This is a genomic window from Paenalcaligenes sp. (assembly GCF_030152715.1).
Lineage (GTDB): Bacteria > Pseudomonadota > Gammaproteobacteria > Burkholderiales > Burkholderiaceae_B > Paenalcaligenes > Paenalcaligenes hermetiae.
The window spans coordinates 1-12,998 of sequence record NZ_JASLIX010000089.1; the positions used below are offsets into that span (position 1 = coordinate 1).

The window sequence follows — 12,998 nt, forward strand, 5'->3', positions numbered from 1 at the left end:
TGAAAACCAGCTCCCATCATGTGAAAAAACAGGTTAAATTTACAGACTAATCGCTTTTTATTTTTACTACCATGACGACCTCTTCTTTAAAAAACAGTTTATTGGGCCAAGATGTCTCCTATCCGACACATTATGACCCAAGTGTACTTTTTGCCATTGATCGCGCACCTAACCGACAAGGCCTTACCCTTCCGGAGCATTGGCATGGTGCTGATATTTGGTATGCCTATGAAATGTCCTGGCTTAACGCCAAAGGTAAACCCATTGCTGCGGTGGGACGTTTTAGTATCCCTTGGAACAGTCCTCAGCTCATTGAGTCCAAATCTTTTAAGCTCTATTTAAATTCTTTTAACGAAAGCCGTTTTGAAAGCACCAAAGCCGTAAAAAAATGCTTAGAACAAGACTTAAGTGCGGTGGCAGGCGCCCCGGTACAAGTCTCTATATATGAGCTTGATCCTTATACCGGGCCGATTATGGGAACCCTACAAGGAGAACTCATCGATCACCATGACGTCGAGATCGATTGCTATCAGCCTAACCCTGACTTATTACAATGCCACGATACTGAAGTCGTAAACGAAACGTTGGTCTCACATTTGCTAAAGTCAAACTGCCCTGTCACTGGTCAACCCGACTGGGCGAGCTTACAGGTTGCTTATACCGGACCTCGTCTAGATCAGGGCGCCTTGCTACGCTATATCGTTTCGTTTAGACAGCACACTGAATTTCATGAACATTGCGTTGAGCGTATTTACCATGACCTCATGGAGCGTTGCCACCCTGAGCAACTATTTGTCATGGCTCGCTATACACGCCGTGGCGGCCTAGACATTAACCCTTGGCGCAGCAGTCACCCACTAGATGTTGCCGATATTCGCACTGTACGCCAATAAAAAAGAGGGGCTAACCCCTCTTTTTTATCGACTACGACGCACTATTTCAGGCCAGGCTTTTTTCAAGTAGTAGCACATGGACCAAATCGTTAAAATTGCAGCAACAATGATTAAAATCTGTCCTGCTATACGTGTAGGGATCCCAAATGCATCTCGTGAATACAATAAACACGGTATGGCAACCATTTGCGCGGCCGTTTTAAATTTTCCTAACCAGCTGACCGCAACACTAGCACTCGCACCAATCTGTGCCATCCATTCTCGTAAAGCTGAAATAGTGATCTCGCGTCCAATAATAATAAATGCAATCAGCACATCAATGCGATGGATACTTAGCAGAATTAATAGCGCCGCAGACACCATCAATTTATCCGCAACCGGATCTAAAAATGCACCAAAAGCCGACGTTTGGTTCCACTTACGTGCTAACCAGCCATCAAACCAGTCCGTTAATGCCGCAATAATAAACACCCATGCCGCAATAGCATCACGCATCCCATCTGCCAACCAACCATAGGGCAAACAATATAGAGCAATAATTAACGGTATAAAAACAATACGAAGCCAAGTTAAGGCAATAGGTAAATTAAAAGGCATAACGCAACCAAAAAGTAAACGGTGTAGCTCTTAGCGTAACGCAAAATAGATGCGTTCTGCTAGGGCTCGGGAAATCCCCTCTACCGAAGCCAAGTCATCAATGCTCGCATCACTAACCCCCGCTAAGCCCCCAAAACGCATTAATAAGCGCTGCCTTCGTTTTGGCCCCACCCCATCAATGTCCTCTAAACGCGAGATATTACGTGTTTTAGCGCGCTTTGCACGCATCCCTGTGATCGCAAAACGGTGGGCTTCGTCACGAATCTCGGCCACTAACATCAGCGCTGCCGAACCTATACCTAGTGCCACAGGAGGCCGCTCATCGGCGAAAAACAAGGTTTCCAAGCCCACTTTACGCCCCTCGCCCTTAGCTACACCCACCAAAACACTCTGGTCCAAGCCCAAATCAGCAAACACCGCTTTAGCTATATTGAGCTGCCCTTTACCACCGTCTATTAACACGATATCTGGAAGCGCCGCTAAGCCCTCGGCAACACGTTCAAAGCGGCGGCGTAAGACCTGACGCATCGCGGCATAGTCATCGCCTTCTGTGATTCCAGCAATATTGTAGCGTCTATACAACGAAGGCTGCATCGTATGATTTTTATACACCACGCAGGAAGCTTGCGTTGCCTCACCCGCTGTATGACTAATATCAAAGCCTTCGATATGCAACTGCTCCAGATACTCGGCATCAGTTTCCAACCCTAGCTCCTGTGCTAGAGCTTCAGTGCGCGCTGCCCGGCTCATCGAATCATTTAAGACTCGTGCCAGCGCCAGCTCCGCATTCGTTTGCGCTTGCTCCAGCCAGCTTTTATGCCGCCCCTGGGGACGTGTTAACACCCGGGTTTTCATACCACTTTGTTCCGCCAACAGTGCCAACACGCCTGTATCTGTTAACGCATGGGAACTAACCAGCACGGGTGGCAAAGGGCGCTCGATATAGTGTTGACTGATAAAAGCTTCTAAGACCTGCTCTAAGCTCATGTCTTGTGTTTGGCTAGGAAAAAAAGCACGGTCCCCCAAATGTCGCCCCCCTCGCACCATGGCTAAATTCACACAAACACGCCCACCAGCAGCAATGACTGCAATAATATCCACGTCTTCATTACCATGGCTTTCCATATTTTGCTGCTGCAGAATCGAGGCAAGGGCTTTCATCTGGTCTCGAAAAATTGCCGCTTGCTCAAAAGCGAGGTTTTCGGATGCTAACATCATCTTCTTTTCAATTTGAGCCAATACACCCTGTGCATCGCCATCTAAAAACTGCTTGGCACGCTTAACATCCGCCTGATAGTCCTCTATGCTAATTAAATCCACACAAGGTGCCGAACAGCGACGGATCTGATGCAACAAACAGGGACGCGAGCGATTGGCGTACACCCCGTCCTCGCAACTACGCAAACGAAAAACACGCTGTAAGATTTGGATGCTCTCTCGTACCGCCCATGCATTTGGATAAGGACCGTAAAAGCTTCCTGGCTGATTCGTATTCCCACGAAAATAAGAAATACGCGGTGCCTCATGCGCACTAAAGCGTAAATAAGGGTATGACTTATCATCGCGGAACAAAATGTTATAGCGTGGCTGTAAGCGCTTGATTAAGTTATTTTCTAAGATCAAGGCCTCGGCTTCAGAGCGCGTCACCGTGGTTTCAACCCACGCTATTTGCTTAACCATTTGCGCAATGCGCGGGCTATTTACACTTTTTTGAAAGTAGGAGGACACCCGTCGTTTTAAGTCGCGTGCCTTCCCGACGTAAAGTACCTCGCCCTCGGCATTAAGATGCCGATACACCCCCGGTAGACGCGGTAACTGACGCAGAAAAGTATTGAGATCGAAGTTGCTGGGCTTGTTGGTAATGCTCATCGTTTTGTAAAGAATCCCAATCCAGAGCAGGTTCTAAAGGATAAAGGTGTTGCAGTCGTGCTTGTGAGGCTTCCGGCATCGTCCACTGCAAACGAGCAAGTAAATCATCTGCTAAGTCAGGGCGATTACAGACTAATACCATATCACACCCCGCCTGCAGTGCTGCCTGCGCGCGCCCCAGAATATCCCCCGCCACCGTCGCCCCTTCCATGGTGAGATCATCAGAAAACACCATGCCGTTATAACCTAAGGCTTGGCGTAATACTCGTTGAATCCAATAAGCAGAAAACCCAGCGGGCAGCTCATCGACCTGAGGGTAAATCACATGGGCTGGCATTACCGCTTGTAATACAGTCCCCCCCAACCAACCATAAGGCGCCGCATCCTGATCTAAGATAGTAGCCAAATCTCGATGATCAATAGGGATTTCGTGGTGGGAATCTGCCTCTACCGCCCCATGGCCAGGAAAATGCTTACCACACGCAGCCATGCCTGCTTGCTGTAAACCATGGGCAAGGGCTTCGGCTAAACGCGCTACCACCTGAGGCTTATGATGGAAAGCGCGATCGCCAATCACGGCACTGCACTCATAATCCAAATCCAAGACCGGCGTGAAACTGAAATTGACACCACAAGCACGTAGCTCCGCAGCTAAAATATAGCCAATCGCATTCGCCAGTTTCACTGCCAATGCAGGATCTCCGTCCCAAATTTTACCTAGCTCACGCATGGCCGGTAAATGTGTAAACCCATCGGACTTAAAACGCTGTACTCGTCCCCCTTCGTGATCAACAGCAATCAATAAGGGCGGAGTACGCTGCGCCTGAATTTGCGCACACAAAGCCTGTAACTGTGTACGACTTTGAAAGTTACGCGCAAACAAAATCACCCCACCCACTAACGGGTGTTGCAAGCGTTTTTTTTCTTGTTCGGTCAGGGTAAAACCTTCGATGTCCACCATGACAGGACCAGGTAAAGCATGAAAAGAGGTCACGTAATTATCCCTATTAAGTCTGTGTTGATGTCTTGGCCTCAATAACAACAAAAGCCATCACCAAATCCGATTCATCTGTTACGGTGATATGCGCTGCACCAAAACGCTGCTGATACCAAAGAGCTAACTCCTCTTCCAACACTACCGTCGGCTTACCACTAGGAGCATTCAAAGTTTGCATACGCGACCAAGCCATTGGCATACGCATCCCTAAGCCAATGGCTTTGGAAAAAGCCTCTTTCGCAGCAAAACGTGTCGCTAAAAATCGAATACCGCGTTTGGGATCTCGAGCATAACGACGTGCAAACACCTGTTTTTCTTGCTCGCCCAATATACGATCTAAAAAGCGCTGACCAAAGCGCTCATACGAGCGCTGTATACGCGCAATATAAATCATATCGGTTCCTATTCCAGCAATAGCAGACACAACCACTCCAAACTTAGTTATAAAACCATCATCATACCGTGAGCACAAAAAAAAGCCGATATGTAATAACATATCGGCCCCATATAAATAATTAAATTTAGGCACGTGGGCGCAAATCCACGACTCGGCGTGCTTTACCTGTAACGGTACGCTCTACTTGACCAGGGTCTTGTAAGCGAATGCGAGCGCTCACACCAATGTTATTTTTGATGGATTGACGCAAACGAGACACCAACGCATCACGTCGGTCCTGATCAAAATGCTCGTATTCAGCACGAATTTCCGTCAGGATTTCCAACTCATCCATATTGCCCTCTCGCGTCACAATCAGCTGATATTGTGCCGCAAGCTCAGGAATACGTAAGACCAGCTCTTCGACCTGCGTAGGGAACAGGTTTACGCCACGGATAATTAGCATATCATCGCTACGCCCCGTAATTTTACCCATGCGACGCATGCTACGTGCTGTAGGCGGCAATAACCGACTTAAGTCACGTGTACGATAACGGATAATAGGCATGGCTTCTTTAGTAAGAGAGGTGAAGACAAGCTCGCCTTCCTCGCCATCTTCTACCGGCTCACCTGTTTCAGGATTGATAATCTCAGGATAAAAATGATCCTCCCAAATCACAGGACCATCTTTGGTCTCGGCGCACTCCATGGCCACCCCAGGCCCCATCACTTCAGATAAGCCATAAATATCCACTGCATCTAAAGCGGCTCGTGCTTCGATATCAGCACGCATTTGTCCAGTCCATGGCTCGGCACCAAACACGCCTATCCGCAAAGAACTATCACGCGGATCCATGCCCTGACGTTCCATTTCCTCAAGAATATTGCAAAAATAGGAGGGCGTAACCATAATGGCATCGGGCTTAAAGTCGGTAATCAGCTGCACTTGCTTTTCCGTTTGCCCGCCAGACATAGGAACAACAGAACACCCTAGTCGCTCTGCCCCATAATGCGCTCCTAAACCGCCGGTAAACAAACCGTACCCATATGCCACATGCACAATGTCACCAGGACGTGTGCCGGCTGCCCATAAAGAACGTGCGACTAAATCCGCCCAATTCGAAATGTCTTGGGCTGTATAGCCTACTACGGTTGGCTTGCCTGTGGTTCCACTGGAAGCATGGATACGAGAAACCTGATCGCGTGGTACGGCAAACATGCCAAAAGGATAGTTATCTCGTAAGTCTTGCTTGGTTGTAAAAGGGAACTTAGATAAGTCAGAAAGCTGCTTGAAATCACTAGGGTGGACACCGGCATCATCAAAAGCTTTGCGATAATGAGGCACGTTGTCATAGGCGTGCTTTAACGTCCATTTCAAACGCTCAAGCTGGAGCGCCGAAATTTCGTCGCGGCTGGCATGTTCAATACGATCTTTTCCGACTTGCTGAGTTGACGCTGGCATTATTTGTCTCCTGCCCTACTTACTGATTGGGTTGCGAGTCCTCGACCACTGCGCCACGCAGGCGGTACGAACGACCTCTAAAAATAGCAATACGTTGTCCTTGTTGGTTGAGGACTTCCACATCATAGACGCCGGTACGACCGGCTAAATGATATTCTTTGGCAATAGCCTCTAGCTGATCCCCCTCGAAAGCCGGCGCCAAATAGTCGATGGTGCAACCAGCAGCTACGGTGGGTACATTGCGAGAGTTACAGGCAAAAGCAAAGGTGCTATCGGCCAAAGCAAAAATAAATCCGCCATGACAGGTTTTGTGACCATTGAGCATATCGGCTCGCACGGTCATACCCATTCGCGCTTGCCCTGGAGCCACACTTAAGATTTTGGCGCCTAGGGCTTGCGAAGCGGGATCTTTGGCGTACATCTGCTCAGCGACGTATTCCGCCAAAGCTTGCGGCTCGGTAGGAAGCGGCATGTTACTCCCCTTTAAATTGAGGTTGACGTTTATTCATAAACGCATTCACCCCTTCGGCGTAGTCGGCACTCGCCCCAAGCTCTCGCATGTAGTCACGCTCTAAATCTAACTGTTGATCTAGCGTATGATTTAAGCTGACCTGGATCGCATGCTTAGAAGCAGCCAGACCACGTGTAGGCGCTGCGGCAAAATGATTGCATAAGCCATCTAAGCGCGCCGCAAACTCCTCATCGGGCACGGCTTCCCAGATTAAGCCCCACTGTGCAGCTTGGGTGGCAGTTAACTTATCACCTAGCAAAGCCAAACCTTTGGCTCGGGCCTCGCCCACTAATCGGGGTAAAAAGTAGGTGCCGCCCGTATCTGGCAGCAGCCCCAAACGACAAAAAGGCTGAATAAAACTGGCAGACTCTTTAGCTACCACAATGTCACCGGCTAAGGCCAGATTTGCTCCCGCCCCTGCTGCCACACCATTTACCCCTACCACCACAGGCCAAGGCATAGCGCGAATACGACGAACCAGTGGAGCATAATACGTTTCTACCGTACTACCTAAATCCACCGCACCCTCGCTCATCTGACGCTCTGACAAATCTTGTCCGGCACAAAAGCCACGCCCTTCGCCTGTAAGTAACAAGACGCGCACGCCTTGTTCCTCTACACGGTCTAACGCATGAGCTAGCTCGGTATGCATCTGTACACTAAAGCTATTGAGCTTATCAGGGCGATTTAAACGTATCCGAGCAATGGTTGGAGTGAGTTCAAATTTAATGCATTCGTAATTCATTGCGATCTACTCCTGATTTATAGGCTTTGCTCTGTGTGCCAGCGGGTTTGTACCACACGGAACCGGTTAGACACATAAGCGCTATCCGACAACGCTGCATTTGCTGCTGGGTTTGCCCCCGTGCCATGAAAATCGCTATATGCAGCGGTTTGGTTAATAAATACCGCACCGGTTAAGTTCAGTGATAACGAAACCCCACTGCGCTCAGCCATTTTGCGAACTTTGGTTGCTGTAGTCGCGTCAGTGGTATAAGCAGACAGAGTTAAAGCACCATGCTCACGGACAGTTTCGCCTGCTAGCTGAATGCTATGCTCTGTCGAGTCGGTGGCCACCACAAAAATAATAGGACCAAACCACTCTTGCATAATTTGCGGATTTGTAGCCTCTGTTTTCAGAAGTAGAGGGGTTGCGGTACGCGCCTCTGGGTAAACGGGGTGAGCTAAAGGCTGGCTATCCACAATGACTTCTAACCCTAACGCCTTTGCCTGCTGAATACGCGCTGCTGTTGCATCATTTTGCAAAGCACCTGTGATTTCAACCGCACGCTCAGGCGTCGAACATAAGCGCTCTACAGCCTGTCCTAATGCCGCACACACCTCATCAAAACTCAAATGCCCCTCATCCGTTTGGATACCATCTTTAGGTACATAAATATTTTGTGGGGCGGTACACATTTGGCCGGAGTACAAAGCAAAAGAAAAGGCCAAGTTACGCGCTACCGCTTTGATATCGGGAGCGGAGTCAATAATAATTTGGTTCACACCAGCTTTTTCGGTATAGACCAAGGCCTGACGCGCATGTTGCTCCAGATAGTTACCCGTCGCACTGCTACCGGTGTAGTCAATAATTTTAACTTCTGGATGCATAGAAAGCTGTTGTGCTAACTCGCTATCGGCGTCGTGTGCTGCCAACAACACCACATTCGGGTTAAAACCTGCCTCGACAAGCACTTCACGCAAGATCTTCACCGTGATGGCTAAAGGTAAAATAGCACCAGGGTGAGGCTTCACAATAACGGTATTACCCGTTGCTAACGAGGCAAACAAACCTGGATAGCTATTCCATGTGGGAAACGTCGAACAACCAATCACCAAACCAATACCACGCGGCACCACTGTGAATTGTTTTTGCATGTCGATAGGATCATGCTTGCCCTGGGGTTTTACCCAGTTTGCTAAAGCCGGAATACGCGACATCTCTTGCCACGCATAAGTAACCGCCTCTAAGCCTCGGTCTTGTGCGTGCGGTCCACCCGCTTGAAACGCCATCATAAAGGCCTGACCACTGGTGTGCTGTACCGCATTCGCAATAGTAAAGCTCTGTTTATTTAAGCGATGTAAGGCCTCTAAGCACACGCCAACCCATGCTTTAGGTCCGGCTTCACGCCAGCTGTCTAAAGCCAAAGAGGATTGATCGATAAGAGTTTGCGCATCTAAAGCTGGATAACGCACCTTTAAATCAAAACCATAAGGCGAACGCTCCTGACCAACATATTGGGTGGCACCATCTAGCTCAAGTGGAAAAGTGCTATTTTGATACGCCTCAAAGGTGGCTTGACCTTGGGCGGCCGCGTCCTCGCCATACACGCGCGGGCTGGGCATTTCAGGAAACGGGGTCCAATACTCTCGTGTTTGAATCGCTTTTAGCGCTTGCTCGAGTGTGTCTTGGTGTGCATGAAAAAAATCCACGGTCATGCCTTTTCTCCTTCGGAGGTTAAACTATTTATGTTTCAAACAAATACGTTAAGGCAATGGGGCCTACGCCCCACTGCTTCAGCTAGCACACAGCTAAGCTTACGTTTCTTGGTCAAAGTCAATCACTACCTTATCCGTAACGGGGAAGCTCTGACAGCTTAGGACAAAGCCCATATTGACTTCGTAGTCCTCGAGCGCGAAGTTCGCATCCATATCGACCTCGCCCTCTACCACCTTACAACGACAGGTAGAGCACACCCCACCTTTACATGAGTAAGGCAACTCGATCCCCTGCTCCATTGCCGAATCCAATAAGCTTTTATTGTTTTTCGCAATGGTGATTTCGCGGGTAATCCCGTCTTGGACAATGGTTAAATGACAATCCTCAGCACCAGGTGCACGACGTGGCGCGGCCCCATCGGCGGTAGTTCGAGGCCCCTTGGGTGCCCCAAATAACTCGTATTTGATTTGCTCTTTGGCCAAACCCCGCTCTTTTAGGGTGGCTACCACCTGCTCGGTCATATCATGGGGGCCACAAACAAAGGCATAGTCGATTTTTTCTACAGGTAACCACACGGAAAGTAATTGATTTACTTTTTCAGCATCCAAACGCCCGTTGAACAAATCAATGTCTTGGTGTTCGCGGCTCATAATATAGACCACAGAAAAACGCTCCATATAGCGGTTTTTTAGGTCTTCAATTTCCTCTCGAAACATAATAGAGGAAGAAGCGCGGTTGGCATAAAACAAAGTAAATGTACTATTTGGCTCGGTATCCAACGCCGTTTTCACCAGAGAAAGAATTGGTGTAATCCCACTACCTACGGCAAAGGCGGCATAACCGCGTTGAACCTGAGGGTCAAAATCAATCGTGAAATTGCCATCGGGCGGCATCACTTCAACCGTATCGCCAGGTTGTAGCTCTGTGTTTGCCCAGTTAGAAAACGCGCCATCATAAACACGCTTGACCGCCACACGTAAGATATTGTCGTGCGGCGCGGCACAGATAGAGTAGGAACGACGTAACTCCTCGCCATCTACCTGCGCACGCACGTTTAAATATTGGCCAGGTCGAAAATGAAATTTTTCTTTGAGTTCTTGTGGTACATCAAATGCAACCACTACCGCATCGCGTGTAGTGCGTTCTATAGAAGCCACTTTTAGAGGATGAAATTGACTCATGACTAATGCGCCTTGAAATAATCAAAGGGCTCCCCACACTGGGTGCAGCGATAGAGAGCTTTACAAGGTGTAGAACCAAAGTGACTGATCACTCGTGTTTGAGTAGAGTGACATAGTGGACAGGTCACCGTAGGCCCGGATCGACGCGATATACCAGAAATATCTATAGACTGCTCTTTAGGGGGAGCAATACCATAGTTTTGTAATGCTTGGCGGCCTTTTTCGCTCAACCAGTCTGTCGTCCAAGCTGGGCTAAGACTGGTTTTTACTTGCGCTTTGACGCCCTGCTGCTCTAGAGTCTGAATAATGCTTTGCTCCATTTCATACATGGCAGGACAGCCCGAATAGGTCGGTGTAATCGTAACCACACAGGTATCGTCCTGCCACTGAATGTCGCGCACGATCCCTAAATCTACTAATGAAATCACTGGGATCTCTGGATCAGGAACCTTATCGAGCCATTGCATAATGGTATTTGCGTCAACCATAATTACCTCTCTACTACCAGCTAGCACCGGGGTAAGCACGCTGCAAAAATTGCATTTCTGCTAATAAAAAACCCAATGCTTCAGTATGTTTACCCGCTACCCCACCACGGTAAGCTTTATGGAAAGCCTCTTCTTTAGCGGGAACGCTAAGTGTTGCCTCGGTGAGAATTGCTTGTACATGCTCAAGCCACTCGTCCCAAAGCGATTCATGTAAGGGTACTACCCCTTGAGCGTGTAGGGCTTGGGTCGTGTCATCATCTAAAAACAACTCGCCCACGTATGGCCATGCGTCGTTTAATGCTTGCTGCATCCGCGCATGACTTTCCTCGGTACCATCACCTAAGCGAATAACCAAGTCACTGGAGCGACGAGCGTGATACGTGACTTCTTTCAAGGATTTTTCTGCAATCTCTTTGATGCCTTCATGCGTCGATTCACACAAACGACGTAGGAGAAAATAATGCCAACTATCAAACAAAAACTGACGTGCCATGGTGTCACCATAGTGCCCATTCTCACGCTCAACCAGTAGATAGTTGTAATAGTCATGAGCGTCCCGCAAAAAGGCTAAAGCATCCTCGTCACGCCCTTGCCCTTCGATTTCTCCTGCTAAGCTTAACCACATGCGAGCTTGACCAATTAAGTCTAAAGCCGTGTTAGCCGTAGCGAGCTCTTCTTCGAGAGCGGGACCATGACCAGTCCATTCAGCTAGACGCTGGGATAACACCATCGCGCTATCCCCCATGCGTAATAAATAATTAAATAACGCCTGATCCATGACCACTCCTACATTTTGATGCCATCAGGCATAGGGAAAAATGTAGGATGACGATATACCTTGCTATTTGAAGGCTCAAATAGTGGATCTTTATCATCAGGGCTGCTAGCAACAATATCTGCAGCTTTTACCACCCAAATGCTCACCCCTTCGTTACGACGGGTGTAAACATCACGCGCATTATTAATCGCCATTTGCTCATCCGAAGCATGTAGGCTACCAACGTGTTTATGTGCTAAGCCATGTTGACTACGGATAAACACTTCCCATAAAGGCCAATTTTTTTGACTCATTGTCTGCTCCTTATTTACGCGACTTTTTTGGCTTTGCGTTGTTCTTGTTTTTCGGCGTAAGCCATGAAAGCATCCCGAACCCATGCGCCCTGCTCGTGGGCTTGAACACGCGTATTCAAACGTTCTTTGTTACATGGACCATTACCCGCTAATACGGCCCAAAACTCGTCCCAATCGATTTCACCAAAATCATAGTGACCACGCTCTTCATTCCAGCGTAAATCGGGATCGGGAATGGTTAGACCTAAATACTCTGCCTGAGGTACGGTTTGATCCACCATTTTTTGACGGAGCTCATCGTTAGAAAACAGCTTAATCCGCCATTTCATGGACTGAGCGCTATGGACAGACTCGTTATCAGAAGGACCAAACATCATCAATGCTGGCCACCACCAACGATTGAGCGCGTCTTGACACATTTGCTTTTGCTCTGGAGTCCCATTCAGACACATTTCCATTAACAGGTCGTACCCCTGACGCTGGTGAAAGGACTCCTCTTTACAGACGCGAACCATGGCACGAGCATAGGGTCCATAAGAACAACGGCACAAAGGCACTTGGTTAATGATGGCCGAACCATCCACCAACCAGCCAATCATGCCAATATCCGCCCAAGTGAGAGTTGGGTAGTTAAAAATACTGGAGTATTTCGCGCGACCAGCGTGTAAATCAGCAATTAAGTCCTCGCGCTCTACCCCTAAGGTTTCAGCTGCACTGTACAAATACAGACCATGCCCAGCCTCGTCTTGGATTTTGGCGAGCAAAATCGCTTTACGTTTGAGAGTTGGCGCACGTGTTACCCAATTTCCCTCGGGGAGCATACCGACCACCTCGGAGTGTGCGTGCTGAGAAATCTGACGCACCAAGGTGCGACGATACGCCTCAGGCATCCAGTCCTTGGGTTCGATACGAATCCCTGCATCAATGCGCTGCTGAAACTGCTTTTCTAATTCGGACAATTCCGCTTCGGTTTGCACACGAGTTAATCCCGTGTCGACTAGTTGGGCATACATATACGCCTCCCGTTATAGCTGTAAAATTTGATACTACACAGTTTTACTGATAGAGATCAATAATCAGTATCATATTACCACGTTAAAATACGCCACGGCC

Annotated in this window: 14 protein-coding genes; 1 reads left to right on the forward strand and 13 read right to left on the reverse strand. The window is 48.5% G+C overall.

The window, feature by feature from the left end:
* Positions 1–71: 71 nt before the first annotated feature.
* Positions 72–893, forward strand: coding sequence for an NADPH-dependent 7-cyano-7-deazaguanine reductase QueF (queF, locus tag Q1V74_RS06815; RefSeq protein WP_300647627.1), 822 nt, complete (start codon positions 72–74; stop codon positions 891–893).
* 24 nt (positions 894–917) lie between these two features.
* Here the strand turns inward: queF and pgsA are convergent, their stop codons facing one another.
* The 13 genes from pgsA to paaA form a co-directional block, all read right to left on the reverse strand.
* Positions 918–1,490 carry a CDP-diacylglycerol--glycerol-3-phosphate 3-phosphatidyltransferase gene (gene pgsA / locus Q1V74_RS06820; protein WP_300647628.1) on the reverse strand — a complete coding sequence of 191 codons (573 nt, stop codon included), beginning with the start codon at positions 1,488–1,490 and terminating at the stop codon, positions 918–920.
* A gap of 30 nt (positions 1,491–1,520) precedes the next feature.
* Positions 1,521–3,359 carry an excinuclease ABC subunit UvrC gene (gene uvrC / locus Q1V74_RS06825; RefSeq protein WP_300647629.1) on the reverse strand — a complete coding sequence of 613 codons (1,839 nt, stop codon included), beginning with the start codon at positions 3,357–3,359 and terminating at the stop codon, positions 1,521–1,523.
* Positions 3,271–4,320: a beta-N-acetylhexosaminidase gene (gene nagZ / locus Q1V74_RS06830; RefSeq protein WP_300647658.1), complete on the reverse strand. Its 1,050-nt coding sequence runs from the start codon at positions 4,318–4,320 to the stop codon at positions 3,271–3,273. The genes uvrC and nagZ overlap by 89 nt, the downstream gene beginning before the upstream one ends.
* Before the next feature lie 46 nt (positions 4,321–4,366).
* Positions 4,367–4,786: a holo-ACP synthase gene (gene acpS, locus Q1V74_RS06835; RefSeq protein ID WP_300647659.1), complete on the reverse strand. Its 420-nt coding sequence runs from the start codon at positions 4,784–4,786 to the stop codon at positions 4,367–4,369.
* 91 nt (positions 4,787–4,877) lie between these two features.
* Positions 4,878–6,194, reverse strand: a complete 1,317-nt coding sequence (gene paaK, locus Q1V74_RS06840; protein ID WP_300647631.1) for a phenylacetate--CoA ligase PaaK — start codon at positions 6,192–6,194, stop codon at positions 4,878–4,880.
* 19 nt (positions 6,195–6,213) lie between these two features.
* Positions 6,214–6,666, reverse strand: a complete 453-nt coding sequence (gene paaI / locus Q1V74_RS06845) for a hydroxyphenylacetyl-CoA thioesterase PaaI (RefSeq protein WP_300647632.1) — start codon at positions 6,664–6,666, stop codon at positions 6,214–6,216.
* Position 6,667: 1 nt separating this feature from the next.
* Positions 6,668–7,450, reverse strand: coding sequence for a 2-(1,2-epoxy-1,2-dihydrophenyl)acetyl-CoA isomerase PaaG (paaG, locus tag Q1V74_RS06850; protein WP_300647633.1), 783 nt, complete (start codon positions 7,448–7,450; stop codon positions 6,668–6,670).
* 17 nt (positions 7,451–7,467) lie between these two features.
* Positions 7,468–9,144: a phenylacetic acid degradation protein PaaN gene (gene paaN / locus Q1V74_RS06855; RefSeq protein ID WP_300647634.1), complete on the reverse strand. Its 1,677-nt coding sequence runs from the start codon at positions 9,142–9,144 to the stop codon at positions 7,468–7,470.
* Between the two features lie 99 nt (positions 9,145–9,243).
* Positions 9,244–10,326, reverse strand: coding sequence for a 1,2-phenylacetyl-CoA epoxidase subunit PaaE (gene paaE, locus Q1V74_RS06860; RefSeq protein ID WP_300647635.1), 1,083 nt, complete (start codon positions 10,324–10,326; stop codon positions 9,244–9,246).
* Positions 10,327–10,328: 2 nt separating this feature from the next.
* On the reverse strand, positions 10,329–10,814 hold the full coding sequence (gene paaD, locus Q1V74_RS06865; RefSeq protein WP_260650392.1) for a 1,2-phenylacetyl-CoA epoxidase subunit PaaD: 486 nt from the start codon (positions 10,812–10,814) through the stop codon (positions 10,329–10,331).
* A gap of 13 nt (positions 10,815–10,827) precedes the next feature.
* A complete protein-coding gene (gene paaC / locus Q1V74_RS06870) occupies positions 10,828–11,592 on the reverse strand; it encodes a 1,2-phenylacetyl-CoA epoxidase subunit PaaC (protein WP_300647636.1) in 765 nt (254 codons plus the stop codon).
* 8 nt (positions 11,593–11,600) lie between these two features.
* Positions 11,601–11,885, reverse strand: coding sequence for a 1,2-phenylacetyl-CoA epoxidase subunit PaaB (paaB, locus tag Q1V74_RS06875; protein WP_260650390.1), 285 nt, complete (start codon positions 11,883–11,885; stop codon positions 11,601–11,603).
* A 14-nt stretch (positions 11,886–11,899) separates the two neighbouring features.
* A complete protein-coding gene (gene paaA, locus Q1V74_RS06880) occupies positions 11,900–12,898 on the reverse strand; it encodes a 1,2-phenylacetyl-CoA epoxidase subunit PaaA (RefSeq protein ID WP_260650389.1) in 999 nt (332 codons plus the stop codon).
* Between the last annotated feature and the right edge of the window lie 100 nt (positions 12,899–12,998).